Raw genomic sequence first — 16,883 nt, forward strand, 5'->3', positions numbered from 1 at the left:
TGTGACGGTCTGGAAAAAGCCCATTGTTTCAACGGGTACACCGACCTGAGAGCGCTGAGGCGTGGTTCTGTGAACGGTGTGTCAGGTTTTTTTGGGGGGGGCGCCGCTGACCTATGGAAGCGAGTCGGTAATGGCGACTTGGGAGGGTTGGTTTCGCGGCGGTTCAGACGCGATTGGCTGCGTTCGGAATTCGAACGGGCAAAAATATAGGCCGGACAAAGCTGTCCGGCCTACAGGTCTTTTGGATCGTCCCCAGCTTTAGCTAATGATCGCGTTCAACGTTGCAGAAGGGCGCATCACTTCTGCGGTTTTGGCGGGATCGGTGTGATAGTACCCGCCCAAATCCGCCGGATTGCCCTGTGCGGCGGCGAGTTCCGCAACAATCGCGGCTTCGTTGTCGGCCAGGCCCTTGGCGATGGGTGCGAAATGTGCAGCCAAATCTGCATCGTCCGATTGTGCAGCCAAAGCTTCGGCCCAGTAGCGGGCGAACCAGTAATGGCTGTCGCGGTTGTCCGGTTCTCCTACCTTGCGCGAGGGTGACCGGTTGTTGTCAAGAATGCCTTGGGTCGCGGCATCAACGGCTTTGCCCAACACGCGTGCCTTTTCGTTGCCGCGTGCGTCCGCGAGGAACTGAAGGCTTTCGCCCAAGGCGCAGAATTCACCAAGGCTGTCCCAACGCAGGTGGTTCTGTTCGACCAGCTGTTGAACGTGCTTGGGGGCAGACCCGCCCGCACCGGTTTCAAACAAGCCGCCGCCGTTCATCAGTTTGACGATGGACAGCATCTTGGCCGAGGTTGCGAGTTCGAGGATCGGGAACAGGTCGGTGAGATAATCGCGCAGGACGTTGCCGGTGATGGCAATGGACGTGTTACCTGCGGTGATCGTCTCGAACGACGCGCGGGTTGCTTCGCGTGGGGCCATGATCTTGAACCGGTCGGCCACGCCTTTTGCTGCAAGAAGGGGCGTGACGTATTCGATCAGTTCGGCGTCATGTGCGCGGTTCGCGTCGAGCCAGAAGATTGCTTCGCATCCTTCGGCCTTTTGACGGTCAATTGCCAGCTGAACCCAGTCTTCGATCGGGGCTTTGCGGGTCGAGGCAGACCGCCAGATGTCACCGGCGTCAACGGCGTGTTCATGCAAAACCGTGCCATCGCCAAGGATCATCCTGACCGTACCGGCATGCGGAATCTCAAACGTGGTCGGATGCGATCCGTATTCTTCGGCCTTTTGCGCCATCAGGCCGATGTTTTGCACTGTACCGGCGGTGGCCGGGTTCATCTTGCCGGTCTCTTTGAAAAACTTGATAGTTTCATCGTAAACCGGCGCATAGGAATTGTCGGGGATCACGCAATTGGCGTCATGTTCGGCGCCATCCGGGCCCCAGCCCTTGCCGCCTGCACGGATCAGGGCAGGCATCGACGCATCGATGATAACGTCTGACGGGACATGCAGGTTGGTCAGGCCCTTGTCGCTGTCGACCATATACATCGGCGGTTGGTCTGCCATGGTGGCTTCGATTGCGGCTTTGATTTCGGCATTGCCATCGACACGGGCCAGCAGGTCGCCAAGGCCCGAGTTCGGGTTCACGCCGAGAGCCGTCATTTCATCGCCGTATTTGTCGAACACTGGCTTGAGGAACGTCTTGACCGCGTGGCCAAAGATGATCGGGTCCGAGACCTTCATCATCGTGGCTTTCATGTGGATCGAAAACAGCGTGCCTTCTGCTTTGGTTTTTGCGATCTCGTCCTCAAGAAACGCGCCAAGCGCTTTGGCGGACATGAACGTGGCATCGACAACTGTGCCCGCGGGGTAGCTGAGGCCGTCTTTGAGGATTGTCTCGGACCCGTCATTGCCAACCAGCACAATCTTGGCCGTGGCTTCAGAGGGCAGTGTCGCAGATTTCTCGTTCGAGAAGAAATCACCACCCGACATTGACGACACGCGGGTCTTGCTGTCGGCAGACCAGTCGCCCATCCGGTGTGGGTTGTTCTGGGCGTAGGATTTGACGGCTTTGGCTGCACGACGGTCAGAGTTGCCTTCGCGCAGAACCGGGTTCACGGCAGAGCCTTTGATCGTGTCATACTTGGCGCGCACGGCTTTTTCCGTGTCCGTTGCCGGTGTTTCCGGGTAATCCGGGAGCGCGTAGCCTTGGCTTTGCAGTTCCTTGATCGCCGCGACAAGCTGAGGCACCGAGGCCGAGATGTTGGGAAGCTTGATCACGTTCGCTTCTGGGGTTTTCACCAGCTGGCCCAATTCTGCCAGATCGTCAGACTGGCGCTGTGCGTCGGTCAGAACGTCAGGGAAGGTGGCAATGATGCGTCCTGCAAGGGAAATGTCCTTCGTTCCGACGCTGACACCAGCGGCGGTTGCGAATTTCTGGATGATTGGCAGAAACGACGCCGAGGCAAGTTCGGGTGCTTCGTCAACCTTGGTGTAGATGATGTCGGGGGTGGTGTTGTCAGCCATGGGTCACGCCTTTCCTGATTTGTCCATGCCATAGGCCAAAGCAGGTGAGTCGTAAACAGCATACAGTGGTATACATTGCCGCAATCAGCGGATCAGGTCGAAATGAATTCAACACCGTCCGGTGCGATCAAAGCAGCCGTAAGCTGGCCGGTCGCATAGGCACCTGTATCGATAGAGATGCGACCGTCCCGCATTTTTGGGCCATCGACAATCGTGTGGCCATGCACGATCCAGAAACCGTCGCTGCGCGGGGTGGTGCGGAAATCGGGATGGCCCCAGATAAACGTGTCGGGGTCATGATGTTCCAACGGTGTATTGGGGTCTGCCCCGGCGTGCACAACAGCCACATTGCCGGACCATGCAATGCATTCAAGGCCTGCAAGCCAGGTCACCATGTCGGTGTCCATCGCTTCGAACAGATCGTCACGGGCGCGGATCAATGTCTCAGGCCCAGCCGCTTCGGTGACACCGGCGATGCCAAAGCTGGCGAGGGTCTGCAAGCCACCATTGCGCATCCACCGCCGCCCTTGGGTGTCCGGGTCGCGCAGGAAGTTGAGCATGAGCTGTTCGTGATTGCCCATCAGTGCGGTCACTTGCGGATGCAGTCTCACAAAGTCCAGCACCTCTTTGCTGTGATCGCCGCGGTCGATCAGGTCACCGACGCAAATGATGCTGGCATCTCTTGGCAAAGCGTCGACGAGCATCGTCAGTAGATCGATCCGTCCATGCACATCACCGATCACACAAAATGGCGATGCCGGATTCACCGGATCGAATTGCATCTTCGGTTCAGGTTTTGTGCGCTTGCCGAAAAGAGTAGAGAACATCATTTGGTCTTTTTGTTGGACGTTGGGCTTGTGCCAGTTTTTTGGTCGGCGCTACAGGGGAATATGGGTGTCCAATCGACATTAGTAAGCCCTTTCTGCGCGTCTCGGAGTGGTCGCGGCGTCACGATCATGTTAGGCGCTGATGCGATTGACGTGGTTGGCATGGGTGAACGGACCTGATGAAGCGTGTCCTTGTGACCGGCACTGCCGGATTTATCGGCTTTTATCTTGCGCGGCTTTTGCTGGACGAAGGCTATGTCGTCCACGGCTATGACGCGATCACGGACTATTATGACGTGACGCTGAAAGAGCGGCGCAACCAGATGCTTTTGCAGGCGCAGGGCTACAGCTTTACCCATGCGACGTTGGAAGAGGATGGCACGTTTGAACGGGTGGCGGCGGATTTTGCGCCGGACATTATTGTCCATCTCGCGGGACAGGCGGGCGTGCGCTATTCGCTGGAAAACCCGCGCGCCTATCTGAACAGCAACATTGTCGGCACGTTCAACGTGATGGAGGCCGCGCGGCAGTTGGAGGTCGAGCATCTGTTGATGGCGTCAACATCGTCAGTCTATGGCGCGAACGAAGAGATGCCGTTCAAAGAGACTGACAAGGCCGACACGCAGCTGACCTTTTATGCGGCGACAAAGAAGGCCAATGAAAGCATGGCCCATTCCTATGCACATTTGTGGAAAATTCCGACAACGATGTTCCGCTTTTTCACGGTCTATGGTCCATGGGGCCGCCCGGATATGGCACCTTACAAGTTCACCAAGGGTATCCTTAACGGTACGCCAATTGACATTTATAATCATGGCGATATGTACCGCGACTTTACCTATGTCGAAGACCTTGTGCGCGCGATCCGGTTGCTGATCGACGCGGTGCCGGGCGGACCAGAGAGCGCAGTTGACGGGGACACGCTTAGCCCCGCAGCACCTTACCGGATCGTGAATATCGGCAATTCGGACAAAGTGCGGTTGATGGATTTCATTGAGGCGATTGAAGCGGCCACCGGCGCACGCGCCAAGCGCAACTACATGGATATGCAAAAGGGCGATGTGTTTGCCACCTGGGCCGATGCCAGTCTGTTGCACAGGCTGACAGGTTATACCCCGCAGACCAATGTACGCGATGGAATGGCCAAGTTTGTTGCGTGGTACCGCGACTATTACCGCGTCTGACATTGATCGGTTGGGCAAGACAATCGAGCGGGATTTTCAAAGAAACCCGAAAAGTCTTGATTGACGAAAGGTATGGTCGCTTTGGTGCGTGGGCGCGATACTAAGACATCCTCACAAAAGGCTAGCGCGCATGACCACGTCTTATTTCGCCCCCAAAGGCGGGCATCCCGGCCAAGATCAGCTTTTGACAGACCGCGCGATGTTCACCGAAGCCTATGCGGTGATCCCCAAAGGCACGATGCGCGATATCACGACCAGCTTTCTGCCGTTCTGGGACAAGACCCGCCTTTGGGTGATCGCGCGCCCGTTATCTGGCTTTGCAGAGACATTCTCGCATTATATCATGGAGGTCAGCCCCGGCGGTGGATCGGACCGTACCGAGACAGACCCCGAGGCCGAGGGCGTGCTGTTCGTGGTAGAAGGGTCTTTGAGCCTGACCGTTGACGGTAAGACCCACGAGATGACTGCGGGCGGCTATGCGTACCTGCCGCCGCAATCAGGCTGGACCCTGCGGAACACGGGCTCTGCGCCGGTGTGTTTCCACTGGCTGCGCAAGGCGTATCAGGCCGTTGACGGGCTGGACGCCCCCGAGGTGATTGTGACCAACGAGGCGCAGGTTGCGCCTACGCCTATGCCGGGCACTGACGGGAAATGGGCGACCACGCGTTTTGTTGATCCGACTGACATGCGCCACGACATGCATGTGACTGTTGTGACCTTTGAACCCGGCGCGGTGATCCCGTTTCTTGAAACCCATGTTATGGAGCATGGGCTTTACGTGTTGGAGGGCAAGGCGGCGTATCGGCTGAACCAAGACTGGGTCGAGGTTGAGGCGGGCGATTACATGTGGCTGCGCGCGTTTTGCCCGCAGGCGTGTTACGCTGGCGGGCCGGGGCGGTTCCGATATCTGCTTTATAAAGATGTGAATCGGCACATGCCTTTGAAACTGGGTCGTTGAGGCGCAGTTACGGTCCTGTTTTACAGCACTCGAAATTTATTGAAAAATACTTTCATTGCGTGAAAAATATAAACACTTGTTTTAATGAGAAATTCCTTAATTTCAAAAAATGAAAAATAATTTCGAAAAAATTGCGGAGGCTGGTGATTAGCCTGTAATCTGTCCTCACATGCGGAGGAGCATTGCCATGAGTTTTCAAAACCCAGTTTTCATTCCGGGCCCCACCAACATCCCGGAATCTCTGCGCAAGGCGTGCGATATGCCGACAATCGACCATCGGTCGCCCTTGTTCGGTCAGATCCTGCACCCGGCGCGTAAGGCCGTTCAGACCATCCTGAAAAGCACCAGCGCGGAAGTGTTCATTTTTCCAGCGTCCGGCACGGGTGGCTGGGAAACGGCGCTGACCAACACGCTGAGCGCTGGTGACAGCGTTCTTGTTGCGCGCAATGGCATGTTCTCGCATCGTTGGATTGATATGTGCCAGCGCTTTGGTCTGGACGTACAGATCGTGGATGTCCCGTGGGGGCAGGGTATCCCGGCGGATCGCTATGAAGAGATCCTCACCGCGGACACCAGCCACACAATCAAAGCGGTTCTGGCGACCCACAACGAAACCGCCACGGGTGTGAAATCTGACATTGCCGCCGTGCGTCGCGCGATGGATGCGGCCGGGCATCCAGCGCTGTTGTTCGTGGATGGTGTGTCGTCTATCGCGTCGATGGATTTTCGGTTCGATGACTGGAAGATCGACGTTGCGGTCACCGGATCGCAAAAGGGGTTCATGCTGCCTGCGGGGCTTGCCATTGTTGGCTTCAGCCAAAAGGCAATGGCCGCGACGGAAACGGCTGGGTTGCATCGCACCTTCTTTGATGTGCGCGACATGATGAAGGGCTACGCCAACAACGCCTATCCCTACACGCCTGCGGTTGGTCTGATGAATGGCCTGAACGAAGCGTGTCGGATGCTGATGGATGAGGGCATCGAAAATGTCTTTGCCCGCCACACCCGGATTGCCGACGGCGTGCGCGCTGCGGTGCGCGCCTGGGGGCTTGATCTGTGTGCAGTCAGCCCAGACGTGTATTCCGATACGGTCAGTGCGATCCGCACTCCCGCCGGTTTCAACGCGACGGATATCGTGACTCATGCCGCCAGCACGTATGGTGTGGCCTTTGGTGTGGGTCTGGGCGAAGTCGCCGGCAAGGTGTTCCGCATTGGCCACCTTGGCAGCCTGACCGATGTGATGGCGCTTTCGGGGATTGCCACAGCCGAGATGTGTATGGTGGACCTTGGGCTGGATATCACGCTTGGGTCCGGTGTTGCGGCGGCGCAGGATGTCTATCGCCATGGAGTGCAGATCGAACAGAAGGTTGCGGCGCAATGAAGGATTTGGGCCTGATTATTCCAACCTATGAGGACATGCTTGCCGCGCATGAGCGGATCAAGCCCCATATCCGGCGCACGCCGGTGATGCAGTCGGATTACCTCAATGATCTGACTGGGGCGCAGCTTTTCTTCAAATGCGAAAACTTTCAGGAACCCGGTGCCTTCAAGGTGCGGGGTGGATCAAATGCTGTGTTTGGGCTGAGTGATGAAGAGGCCAAGCGCGGGGTGTGTACCCATTCTTCGGGCAATCACGCGCTTTGTCTGTCCTATGCAGCTGGGCGTCGGGGCATTCCGTGTAATGTGGTGATGCCGCGCACGGCCCCACAAGCCAAGAAAGATGCGGTGCGCCGCTATGGTGGCACGATCACCGAGTGTGAGCCGTCCACCACATCGCGCGAGGCGGTCTTTGCCGAGGTGCAGGCCAGAACCGGGGGCGAGTTCGTGCACCCCTATAACGATCCGCGGGTGATCGCGGGGCAAGGGACCTGTTCCAAAGAGTTTATGGAGCAGACAGACGGGCTTGATCTGATGGTGGCACCCATTGGCGGTGGCGGCATGATCTCGGGCACCTGCCTGACGCTGTCAACGCTGGCCCCCGAGGTGCAGATCATCGCGGCGGAACCAGAACAGGCGGACGACGCGTATCGCAGTTTCAAGGCTGGACACATCATTGCAGATGACGCGCCCGAGACGATTGCCGATGGTCTCAAGGTGCCTCTCAAAGACTTGACATGGCATTTTGTGTCGAACCATGTGTCGGACATTCTGACCGCGTCCGAGCAGGAAATCATCGACGCGATGAAGATCACCTGGAAATATCTGCGCATCGTGATGGAGCCATCCTGCGCCGTACCGCTAGCGGTGATCCTCAAGAACAAAGAGCGGTTCGCCGGCAAGCGTGTCGGCGTGATTGTGACCGGTGGCAACGTGGATTTGGACAAATTGCCGTGGATGGTGGGCTGATCAGCCCACGCCACGCCAAAGGGAGAGTGACAATGAAAGACATGACCGTATTTGACGATTTCGAAGTGGGTTTCGACATTCCCGCCAAGCCGGGGATGCATGAGGCGGATGTGCAGACGCCCTGCCTTGTGATTGACCTCGATGCGCTTGAACGCAACGTCAAGAAAATGGGCGACTACGCCAAGGCGCACGGGATGCGCCACCGGGTGCATGGCAAGATGCACAAGTCTGTCGATGTCGCGCTGATGCAGGTCGAACTGGGCGGCGCCTGCGGCGTGTGCTGTCAGAAAGTGTCCGAAGCTGAGGTGTTCGCACGCGGCGGCATCAAGGACGTGCTGGTGTCCAATCAGGTGCGCGATCTGGCCAAGATCGATCGTCTGGCGCGGATGCCCAAGCTGGGTGCGCGGACGATTTGCTGTGTGGACGATGTGACCAATGTCGCTGACCTGTCGGCAGCGGCGGTCAAGCATGGCACGCAGATCGAATGTCTGGTCGAGATCGATTGCGGCGCTGGGCGGTGCGGTGTGACAACGACGCCTGCTGTGGTCGAGATTGCCAAGGCGATCGATGCGGCAGAGGGCCTCAAATTTGCGGGTATTCAGGCGTATCAAGGCGCGATGCAGCATATGGATTCCTATGCCGAGCGGGAGGCCAAGATCGCGGTTGCAGTGGCGCAGGTGAAGGACGCAGTTGATACGCTCAAGGCGGATGGCATCGAATGTGACATCGTTGGCGGTGGTGGCACCGGGTCGTATTACTTTGAGGCAAATTCCGGCGTCTACAACGAGCTTCAATGTGGGTCGTATGCGTTCATGGATGCGGACTACGGCCGTATCCTCGACAAAGAGGGCAAGCGGATTGACCAGGGCGAATGGGAGAACGCGCTGTTCATCCTGACCTCTGTGATGAGCCACGCAAAGGCCGACAAGGCGATTGTCGATGCGGGGCTCAAGGCGCAATCGGTGGATAGCGGTCTGCCAGTGATCTTTGGCCGGGACGATGTAACTTACGTGAAATGTTCGGACGAGCATGGTGTGGTGGCTGATCCGGATGGGGTGCTTAAGGTGAATGACAAGCTCAAGCTGGTTCCTGGTCATTGCGACCCAACCTGCAATGTGCACGACTGGTATGTCGGTGTGCGGGGTGGTGTGGTCGAAGTGGTTTGGCCGGTCTCTGCGCGCGGTCGGGCCTATTGATGTCGCCGCGCTGACGCGCGTCGATCCGTGGGGGGCCAGCCCCCCACACCCCCCGGCAATATTTGGAAAAAGAAGAAGATCAAGACGGTGCGCAGTGAGGACTGTCGCGCCGTTTTTGTGAGGGAGAGACGATGTATATTGTACCAGAAGCGCGGATTGGCGATCTTGTGTCGCGCGAGGCGGCGTTCGAGGCGGTCGAACAGGTGTTCGCTGCGATGGCGTCCAAGGATGCCTATAACTTTCCGGTCGTGCGCGAGGCGATTGGCCACGAAGATGCGCTTTACGGGTTCAAGGGCGGGTTTGACCGGGTTGGCGGGTCGCTTGGCCTTAAGGCGGGCGGGTATTGGCCGCATAACCTTGAGAAACGCGGCTTGATCAACCATCAGTCCACGGTGTTCTTGTTCGATCCCGACACGGGCCGCGTGCATGCGATGGTGGGTGGCAATCTTTTGACTGCGCTGCGGACGGCGGCGGCGTCTTCGGTGTCGATCAAGCATCTGGCGCGTCCGGATGCGACGGTGCTTGGCATGGTCGGGGCAGGGCATCAGGCGACCTTTCAGTTGCGTGCTGCGTTGGAGCAGCGGGCGTTTGAGAAGGTAATTGGCTGGAACTATCACCCCGCAATGTTGCCCAATATCGAGAAAGTCGCGGCGGAGGCGGGTGTGCCGTTTGAAGCGGTGGACCTTCCGGGTATGGGTGAGGCGGATGTGATCATCTCGATCACCTCGGCCTTTGCGCCGTCATTGATGGCGGATCATGTCAGCCCCGGCACGCATCTGGCTTGCATGGGCACCGACACCAAGGGCAAGCAAGAGGTCGAAGCGGCGTTGTTGGGGCGCGCCAAGGTGTTTACTGACGAGGTCGCACAATCGGTTTCGATTGGTGAGGCGCAGCATGCAGTTGGCTCTGGTTTGATTGCCGAAAGTGACGTGATCGAGATTGGCGCGGTGATCAATGGCACGCATCCGGGGCGAACCTCGGACGACGACATCACGCTGTTTGATGGCACGGGTGTCGGGCTTCAGGACTTGGCTGTTGCGTCGAAGGTTGTGGAATTGGCCATCGCGCGCGGTGTGGCGATTGAGGTGGATTTTTGAGAGTGCTTGGAGTGGGTTGAAACCGCACCCCTAAGCACTTGATTGGTAGTGAAAAAGCCCCCGGAGATGTTCCGGGGGCTTTTGCTTTTGGGATGGCTCGATCGGGCGGATCACTCGCCTTTCAGCGATCCGCTGCCGTGACCTGCCATACCACCAGAGACTTCTTCGGTGCTTTCGTCCGACAGCTCTTCGGGCAGAACGAGGTTCAGAACAATAGCGATCAGGGCGGCGGGAAGGATGCCGCTTGTGGCCAGAACCTTGAGAGTCTGCGGCAGATACTGGAGCGCGTTTGGTTCCAGTTGCAGGCCAAGCCCCAATGACAGGGCAATCGCAAAGATCACCATGTTGCGACGGTTCCAGTTGACGTCGGACAGCATCGAGATGCCCGCTGCAACAACCATGCCGAACATCACGATCACGCCGCCGCCAAGGACTTCAATTGGGACAGACGAGATCACTGCACCGATCTTGGGGACAAGGCCACACAGGATCAGGAAGATCGCGCCGATGGTCACGACGCCCCGGCTCATCACGCCGGTCATGGCGATCAGGCCGACATTCTGGCTGAACGAAGTGTTGGGCAGTGCGCCGAACAGGCCGGAAATGGCCGTGCCGATCCCGTCCGCATAGGTCGCGCCCTGAATTTCTTTGTCAGTCGCTTCGCGCCCTGCGCCGCCTTTGGTGATACCGCTGACGTCGCCGACGGTTTCAACCGCTGACACAAAAGACATCAGGCAGAAGCCGATGATCGCCGCGACCGAGAACTCAAGTCCGAAATGCAGTGGATTTGGTAGGGCAAAGGGTGCAGCACGTCCCACATTGCCAAGGTTCACTTCGCCCAGCATGAAGGCCAGCGCGTAGCCTGCCAGCAGGCCGATAAGCACGGCAGAGACCGATAGCATGCCTTTGGTGAAGAACTTGAGGCCCAAGGTGACGATGATCACCGTGCCTGCCATGGTCCAGTTGAGCAGCGAGCCGTATTCAGGCTGGCTCATCGCCGGGACACCACCAGCGGCGTATTGCACGCCGACCTTGACCAGTGCGAGACCGATCATCGTGACGACTAGGCCGGTGACCAAAGGCGGAAGGGCAAAGCGCAGTTTGCCTATGAAGAGGCCAAGGAACGCGTGGAATATACCGCCCACAAGGATGCCGCCCATCAGGACTGCAACGGCGTCAACGCCTTTGCCTGCAACCAGTGGGATCATGATCGGGATGAACGCGAAAGATGTGCCTTGTACGATCGGCAGGCGCGCGCCCACTGGCCCCATGCCGATGGTCTGGAACAAAGTTGCGATGCCCGCAAAGAACATCGACATTTGGATCATGTAGATCATCTGCGGGAAGTCGGGGCTGTTGGAGCCAAATCCGAAACCCGCCGCACCGCAGACGATGATGGCGGGTGTGACGTTCGAGACGAACATCGCCAGAACGTGCTGGATGCCGAGTGGCACCGCTTTGATAAGCGGCGGGGTATAATTCGGATCGCGGAGTTGCTCCGGCGTGCCGATGGATGTGTCAGACATGGTTCTCTCTCCCTCGTAACCATTTCGTATTGCCGGGATGCCCCTCCTCAAAGACAGCCCGGATTGTTCTAAGGGTCGATCACCGTCCACGGTGTGTCGAACCAGTGTTCTTGCAAATTGTCGCCTGCGCCGATGCGGTCGATCACGGTGAACAGGCCGGTGCCTGTCAGAGGCGTGAGAACACCGTGCCATGTGTTCCGGTGAAAATTGATCGCCTGCCCCGGTTCGGTACGAAAGGCGAGGGGCGTTCCCGGCGCATTGCCTGCATCTTGGGCCACGATCACCAGAAAAGCGTCATGGCTCATCGGAACAAAACACTGGCTGCCCTCGGGGTGGCGTTCCATCAGATCAAGGATCAGTGGAAGCGCGCGCAACTCGGCTTTGAACAGGCTGATCCCAGCGCGACCATCGCTGAAATCAAGCGTTGCGCGGTCATGGTAGCGGCCACATTTGCCCTGGTTGATGATCTTGTCCGGCTCACCCGCACAGTTGAGCACATCTCCGAAAGGGGCAAAGGCTGTGGCCGTGATCGGCTGAATGGGGATCTGTTGGGTCATTGGCCCAACTTCTCGATCAGGCGGAGTTCCGCGATGCGTTCGACCTGGCGGCAAGCCTCGGCAAATTCGGTGTCGCGGTCATTGTCGATCCGGCGCTTGAACGCGGCAAGAATGCTGGCCTTCGTGTTGTCCTTCACCGCGATGATGAACGGGAAGCCGTGGCGCGCGACGTAGTCGGCGTTGAGGTTTTGGAACGTGGCGCGTTCGTCGTCCGTCAGCATGTCGAGGCCCGCGCCTGCCTGTTCGGCGGTGGATTCGGCGGTCAGGCGACCCGCAGCGGCAAGCTTGCCAGCAAGGTCGGGGTGCGCGTTCAGCACAGCAAGGCGTTCATCGTCCGATGCACAACGGAAGGCCCGGCAGAGCAGGTTGTGCACGCCGCGGGCGGAGTCGTGGGTTGGACCGGATTCATAGTCGCAGGCGCGGTCTGCGATCCATGGCGAATGTTCAAAGATGCCCCCAAACGCTGCGACAAAGTCGTCGCGCTGCATGTCGGAGGGGCGTTGCGCGTATCGTGCGGGATGTTCCTTGGCCCAATGCTGTGCAATCTGCTGGCGAGTGGCGAACCAGACGCCGTCGTGACCGGCCATATAGTCAAGCACGCGTTTCAACGCGGCAGTGCGACCGGGGCGGCCCATGATGCGGCAGTGCAGGCCGATGGACAGCATCTTGGGCGCGCCATCCACGCCTTCGGCATAAAGGACATTGAAACTGTCTTTCAGATAGCTTTCGAACTGATCGCCCGTGGTAAACCCCGCCTGAATGCCGAACCGCATGTCGTTGCAATCCATCGTGTAGGGCATGATCAGTTGATGGGTGTCGCCGAAGGTCATCCAATAGGGCAGGTCGTCAGCATAGCTGTCGGCGACATAATCGAACCCGCCGGTTTCTGCGACCAGACGCACGGTGTTGTTGGAGCAGCGGCCTGTGTACCAGCCCTTGGGTGGCTCACCCGTGACCTCGGTATGAAGGCGGATCGCTTCGGCAATCTGCGCGCGTTCTTCGGCCTCGGGCATGTCCTTGTGTTCGACCCACTTGAGGCCATGAGACGCGATTTCCCAGCCGGCATCCTTCATCGCGGCAACTTGTTCGGGTGCACGCGCAAGCGCCGTTGCAACGCCGTAAATTGTGAGGGGAAGATGCTGCATCATCCGGTGCAGACGCCAGAACCCGGCACGCGACCCGTATTCGTAAAGCGATTCCATGTTCCAGTGCCGCATTCCTGGCCACGGTTGCGCGCCGGTGATCTCGGACAGGAATGCCTCGGAGGCTGCATCGCCATGCAGGATGTTGTTCTCTCCACCCTCTTCATAGTTGAGCACGATCTGAACTGCGATCTTTGCACCCCCGGGCCAGTTGGCGCGAGGCGGGTTGGGTCCATATCCAGTCATGTCGCGGGGATAGCGTTGCACGTGCGGGTCCTCCTGAGTGGTTGTCTTTGTAATCCGAATAATCCAATTCCTTTTTCAAGAAATCCCGAAAGCTGTCTCAAACGGCTTACTGTTTGCGCATTTCTTGTGGATGGCTGCATAAAGAGGCAACCACACAAAGGAGAGCGCGATGTCCGGCTATTTGACCACCCATGTTCTGGATACCGCCAAGGGATGCCCTGCAAAGGGGATCAAGATCGTGCTGTACCGTGTGTCTGGCGAAAACCGCGTCCAGATCGCAGAGACTTTGACGAATGATGATGGCCGCACCGACAGCCCGATCCTGCCGGTAGAGGCGTTTGCGACGGGAACCTATGAGCTGGTGTTCCATGCGGGCGACTACCTGCGCGCATCGGGACAAGCCGGGGACGATCCGCTGTTTCTGGATCAGGTGCCATTGCGCTTTGGCATGTCGGATGCGGCGGCGCATTACCATGTGCCATTGTTGCTGTCGCCCTATGGGTATTCGACGTACCGGGGCAGCTAGGCGTTCACTTGTAGGTTTCGCGGCGATCCCCAAAGCGCCGCACGCGTTTGCGCCAGGCTTTGTAGCTTCCGCTTTTGAGTGAGCTTCGCATCAGTTCTTTGACGTCTTTCTCGCTCAGCCCGTATTCGGTTTGAATATCGGCGAAGGACACATGATCTGAAAGCGCCATCTCGATAACGCCGCTTTTAAGGTCTTCGGGAAGGTCTGGTTTATCCGCCATATTAGCGAGATAAGTCGGGCCGCGCCGATGGCAATTTTGGTGACCGGCGGCTGTGAGCCCTTCTTGCACTTTCACCACTACCAATTATTCGGCAAATATTCTTAATATTCTATCATGGAAAAACAGCATATGAAGAATGCTCTGTCTAGAATGATTATCTTGTCGCTGTTAGTGGCATACACTTTAGTGTTTGAAAGTGAACGACTTTCTCACCCACGTGTTGCGTTGGTAGCATCCTTTTTCCTAGCTTACTGCATTTGCTACGAACTTTACCAACTCTGGAAATTTTTGCGCAAACCTGAAGAATAGTTTTCGGCCACCTTGTCCCGCACAGCAGACCTTTTCGACTTATCTACGCATTCTTGACCGCCGCCGCCACCCGTCCAATCACGAAGTCCATAAACAGCCGCGTTTTGGGGTCTTGCCTGCGCCGGTGCGTAAACAGGCAGGCCATCTGGATTGGCACCGGCGGGGTCTGCTTGGCGACAATGATCAGACGTCCGGTGCGCAGGTGGTCGGCGACTTCGAAGATCGGTTTGAGCGCGATGCCATGCCCGGACAGCGCCCAGTCGGTCAGGACGTCGCCGTCGTCGGACTCGTAGCGGCCGGTGACTTTGAACCGTTTTGGTCCGTCGCTGGTTTGCAGCCGCCACTGAAATTCGGTGGCCCCTGGAAAGCGCAGGTTGAGGCATTCGTGATTCTGGCCGAGCAGGTCTTCGCCTGAATTCGGCATGCCGCGTTTCTTGACGTAATCTGGCGCGGCACAGAGCACACGATCGACATCGGCGATCTTGCGGATGCGCAAGGTGCTGTCTTCCGGCTCTCCCAGAAAGAACGCCAGATCAAGACCTTCGGTTGTGAGGTCAACCTTGCGATCCGTCAGGCGCAACCGGACCGAAACTTCGGGGTATTGCTCGATAAAGGCGGGCACCTGCGGCGCGATCAGGCGGCGGCCAACGCCCAAAGGGGCTGCGACATAGATCGACCCGCGGGGGTTTTCGGTGATGTTGACGACCTGCGCTTCGGCGACCTCGACCGCTTCAAGCACCTCGCAGGCCCCGGTGTAGAACAGCCGCCCCTGTTCGGTTGGGGTCAGGTTGCGGGTGGTGCGCTGGAACAGGCGAACGGACAGGTGATCCTCAAGCTGGGCAATCCGGGTCGAGGTCACGGCTGGCGAAATGCGCAAATCTCGACCAGCGGCGGACATGCTGCCCAATTCGTAGACACGCACGAAGGTTCTGATGTTGTCGAGGTAGCTCATTCTTCCGAGATTCTTGATACAGCTTGGGGTTTGATTGGAATAGCAGAATAATCGCTGTGCCGATAGTCTACACGAAACCTGCCAAACCGGAGCTTTTCACCATGTATGATTTCGCCGTTCTTTGGGACTGGATCGCCTTTGCGGTACGCTGGTTGCATGTGATCACCGCGATGGCGTGGATCGGCGCGTCGTTCTTTTTCATCGCGCTGGATCTGGGGCTAAGGAAGGCCGCACATGCGCCCGCCGGTGTGTCTGGCGAGGAATGGCAGGTGCATGGCGGCGGGTTCTATCACATCCAGAAATACATGGTTGCACCCGAGAACATGCCCGAGCATCTGATCTGGCACAAATGGCAGAGCTATATCACTTGGGTGTCCGGCGCGGCTTTGTTGATGATTGTCTACTGGGTTGGAGGCGAGTTGTTCCTGCTGGATCCCACCAAGGCCGATCTGGCCCTGTGGCAGGGCATTGCGATCTCTGGTCTGTCGCTGACCATTGGCTGGTTGTTGTATGACTACCTGTGCAAGTCGCCACTTGGGGAACAGCCGACAGTGCTTATGGTGCTGCTGTTTGTGATCCTTGTTGTGATGGCTTGGGGCTATGATCAGGTGTTCACGGGCCGTGCGGCGCTGCTGCATCTGGGTGCTTTCACGGCGACGATCATGACGGCGAATGTGTTCTTCATCATCATGCCGAACCAGCGGATCGTTGTGGCGGATTTGAAAGCAGGGCGGACGCCTGACCCGAAATACGGCAAGATCGCCAAGCTGCGGTCGACCCACAACAACTACCTGACCTTGCCGGTGATCTTTCTGATGTTGTCGAACCATTACCCGCTGGCTTTTGGTACTGAATTTGCATGGTTGATCGCGTCGCTGGTGTTCCTGATGGGGGTCACGATCCGGCATTACTTCAACTCGATGCATGCCGGACTGGGTCAGCCAAACTGGACCTGGGCGGTGACTGCGCTGATCTTTATCGTTATTGCATGGCTGTCATCGCTTGGGGATTTTGGAACCTATGACGAAGCCGCAGAGCGCCCTTTGACCGCGTTTGAGCAGCAGTTCGCGTCGGCTGACGGGTTCGATGATGCCTATAACGTGGTGCAAGGAAACTGTTCGATGTGCCACGCGCGGGAGCCGAATTGGGACGGTATTCGCTGGGCCCCCAAGGGCGTGTATCTGGAGACGGAAGCAGATGTCGCGCAGCACGCGCAGCAGATTTACCTGCAAGCGGGGCGCAGCCATGCGATGCCGCCGCCGAATGCGATCCAAATGGATGCCGAGGCGCGCGCGCAGATTGTGGCTTGGTATCGGGCGGTGGAGTAAACT

The 16,883-nt window shown here is 58.0% G+C and carries 15 protein-coding genes; 8 read left to right on the top strand and 7 right to left on the bottom strand.

The window, feature by feature from the left end; translation table 11 throughout:
* Positions 1-258: 258 nt before the first annotated feature.
* Both ACSHXH_RS02545 and ACSHXH_RS02550 read right to left on the bottom strand, forming a co-directional pair.
* Positions 259-2,466, bottom strand: coding sequence for an NADP-dependent isocitrate dehydrogenase (locus ACSHXH_RS02545; protein ID WP_435670190.1), 2,208 nt, complete (start codon positions 2,464-2,466; stop codon positions 259-261).
* Positions 2,467-2,558: 92 nt separating this feature from the next.
* Positions 2,559-3,293, bottom strand: a complete 735-nt coding sequence (locus tag ACSHXH_RS02550) for a metallophosphoesterase (protein WP_435670191.1) — start codon at positions 3,291-3,293, stop codon at positions 2,559-2,561.
* Positions 3,294-3,472: 179 nt separating this feature from the next.
* Between ACSHXH_RS02550 and ACSHXH_RS02555 the strand changes: the two genes are divergently transcribed.
* From ACSHXH_RS02555 to bhcD, 6 genes are all read left to right on the top strand, one after another.
* Positions 3,473-4,477: an NAD-dependent epimerase/dehydratase family protein gene (locus ACSHXH_RS02555; RefSeq protein ID WP_435670192.1), complete on the top strand. Its 1,005-nt coding sequence runs from the start codon at positions 3,473-3,475 to the stop codon at positions 4,475-4,477.
* A 130-nt stretch (positions 4,478-4,607) separates the two neighbouring features.
* The gene (locus ACSHXH_RS02560) at positions 4,608-5,435 is read left to right on the top strand and encodes a bifunctional allantoicase/(S)-ureidoglycine aminohydrolase (RefSeq protein ID WP_435670193.1); all 828 of its coding nucleotides are present in this window, start codon (positions 4,608-4,610) and stop codon (positions 5,433-5,435) included.
* Between the two features lie 187 nt (positions 5,436-5,622).
* A complete protein-coding gene (bhcA, locus tag ACSHXH_RS02565) occupies positions 5,623-6,816 on the top strand; it encodes an L-aspartate--glyoxylate aminotransferase BhcA (RefSeq protein WP_435670194.1) in 1,194 nt (397 codons plus the stop codon).
* Complete coding sequence (bhcB, locus tag ACSHXH_RS02570; protein ID WP_435670195.1) at positions 6,813-7,781, top strand: beta-hydroxyaspartate dehydratase BhcB; 969 nt, start codon at positions 6,813-6,815, stop codon at positions 7,779-7,781. The genes bhcA and bhcB overlap by 4 nt, the downstream gene beginning before the upstream one ends.
* A gap of 32 nt (positions 7,782-7,813) precedes the next feature.
* Complete coding sequence (bhcC, locus tag ACSHXH_RS02575; RefSeq protein WP_435670196.1) at positions 7,814-8,977, top strand: 3-hydroxy-D-aspartate aldolase BhcC; 1,164 nt, start codon at positions 7,814-7,816, stop codon at positions 8,975-8,977.
* 131 nt (positions 8,978-9,108) lie between these two features.
* Positions 9,109-10,074 (top strand): iminosuccinate reductase BhcD, encoded by a 966-nt coding sequence (bhcD, locus tag ACSHXH_RS02580; RefSeq protein WP_435670197.1) that lies wholly within the window; start codon positions 9,109-9,111, stop codon positions 10,072-10,074.
* Between the two features lie 110 nt (positions 10,075-10,184).
* Here bhcD and ACSHXH_RS02585 read toward each other — a convergent pair whose 3' ends face one another.
* The 3 genes from ACSHXH_RS02585 to puuE all read right to left on the bottom strand — a co-directional run bounded on the left by ACSHXH_RS02585 (position 10,185) and on the right by puuE (position 13,566).
* The gene (locus ACSHXH_RS02585; protein ID WP_435670198.1) at positions 10,185-11,600 is read right to left on the bottom strand and encodes a uracil-xanthine permease family protein; all 1,416 of its coding nucleotides are present in this window, start codon (positions 11,598-11,600) and stop codon (positions 10,185-10,187) included.
* Between the two features lie 68 nt (positions 11,601-11,668).
* Positions 11,669-12,157 (bottom strand): ureidoglycolate lyase, encoded by a 489-nt coding sequence (locus tag ACSHXH_RS02590; protein ID WP_435670199.1) that lies wholly within the window; start codon positions 12,155-12,157, stop codon positions 11,669-11,671.
* Entirely contained in the window at positions 12,154-13,566 is a 1,413-nt protein-coding gene (puuE, locus tag ACSHXH_RS02595) for an allantoinase PuuE (protein ID WP_435670200.1), read from the bottom strand. The genes ACSHXH_RS02590 and puuE overlap by 4 nt, the downstream gene beginning before the upstream one ends.
* A 148-nt stretch (positions 13,567-13,714) precedes the next feature.
* Here puuE and uraH point away from each other — a divergent pair, with 148 nt between their 5' ends.
* Positions 13,715-14,071: a hydroxyisourate hydrolase gene (uraH, locus tag ACSHXH_RS02600; protein WP_435670201.1), complete on the top strand. Its 357-nt coding sequence runs from the start codon at positions 13,715-13,717 to the stop codon at positions 14,069-14,071.
* Positions 14,072-14,075: 4 nt separating this feature from the next.
* Here the strand turns inward: uraH and ACSHXH_RS02605 are convergent, their stop codons facing one another.
* On the bottom strand, positions 14,076-14,291 hold the full coding sequence (locus tag ACSHXH_RS02605) for a TIGR03643 family protein (protein ID WP_435670610.1): 216 nt from the start codon (positions 14,289-14,291) through the stop codon (positions 14,076-14,078).
* Positions 14,292-14,643: 352 nt separating this feature from the next.
* A complete protein-coding gene (locus tag ACSHXH_RS02610) occupies positions 14,644-15,552 on the bottom strand; it encodes a LysR family transcriptional regulator (RefSeq protein WP_435670202.1) in 909 nt (302 codons plus the stop codon).
* A 101-nt stretch (positions 15,553-15,653) separates the two neighbouring features.
* On the opposite strand from ACSHXH_RS02610, the gene ACSHXH_RS02615 reads away from it, so the two are divergent.
* Complete coding sequence (locus ACSHXH_RS02615; RefSeq protein WP_435670203.1) at positions 15,654-16,880, top strand: urate hydroxylase PuuD; 1,227 nt, start codon at positions 15,654-15,656, stop codon at positions 16,878-16,880.
* Positions 16,881-16,883 lie beyond the last annotated feature (3 nt).

Source organism: Marivita sp. (assembly GCF_051251565.1).
Taxonomy (GTDB): domain Bacteria; phylum Pseudomonadota; class Alphaproteobacteria; order Rhodobacterales; family Rhodobacteraceae; genus Marivita.

Excerpts from the sequence above, each read along its gene's own strand:
- ACSHXH_RS02545 (WP_435670190.1), bottom strand. The coding sequence starts at position 2,466 with ATGGCTGACAACACCACCCCCGACATCATCTACACCAAGGTTGACGAA.
- ACSHXH_RS02550 (WP_435670191.1), bottom strand. The coding sequence starts at position 3,293 with ATGTTCTCTACTCTTTTCGGCAAGCGCACAAAACCTGAACCGAAGATG.
- ACSHXH_RS02555 (WP_435670192.1), top strand. The coding sequence starts at position 3,473 with ATGAAGCGTGTCCTTGTGACCGGCACTGCCGGATTTATCGGCTTTTAT.
- ACSHXH_RS02560 (WP_435670193.1), top strand. The coding sequence starts at position 4,608 with ATGACCACGTCTTATTTCGCCCCCAAAGGCGGGCATCCCGGCCAAGAT.
- bhcA (WP_435670194.1), top strand. The coding sequence starts at position 5,623 with ATGAGTTTTCAAAACCCAGTTTTCATTCCGGGCCCCACCAACATCCCG.
- bhcB (WP_435670195.1), top strand. The coding sequence starts at position 6,813 with ATGAAGGATTTGGGCCTGATTATTCCAACCTATGAGGACATGCTTGCC.
- bhcC (WP_435670196.1), top strand. The coding sequence starts at position 7,814 with ATGAAAGACATGACCGTATTTGACGATTTCGAAGTGGGTTTCGACATT.
- bhcD (WP_435670197.1), top strand. The coding sequence starts at position 9,109 with ATGTATATTGTACCAGAAGCGCGGATTGGCGATCTTGTGTCGCGCGAG.
- ACSHXH_RS02585 (WP_435670198.1), bottom strand. The coding sequence starts at position 11,600 with ATGTCTGACACATCCATCGGCACGCCGGAGCAACTCCGCGATCCGAAT.
- ACSHXH_RS02590 (WP_435670199.1), bottom strand. The coding sequence starts at position 12,157 with ATGACCCAACAGATCCCCATTCAGCCGATCACGGCCACAGCCTTTGCC.
- uraH (WP_435670201.1), top strand. The coding sequence starts at position 13,715 with ATGTCCGGCTATTTGACCACCCATGTTCTGGATACCGCCAAGGGATGC.
- ACSHXH_RS02605 (WP_435670610.1), bottom strand. The coding sequence starts at position 14,291 with ATGGCGGATAAACCAGACCTTCCCGAAGACCTTAAAAGCGGCGTTATC.
- ACSHXH_RS02610 (WP_435670202.1), bottom strand. The coding sequence starts at position 15,552 with ATGAGCTACCTCGACAACATCAGAACCTTCGTGCGTGTCTACGAATTG.
- ACSHXH_RS02615 (WP_435670203.1), top strand. The coding sequence starts at position 15,654 with ATGTATGATTTCGCCGTTCTTTGGGACTGGATCGCCTTTGCGGTACGC.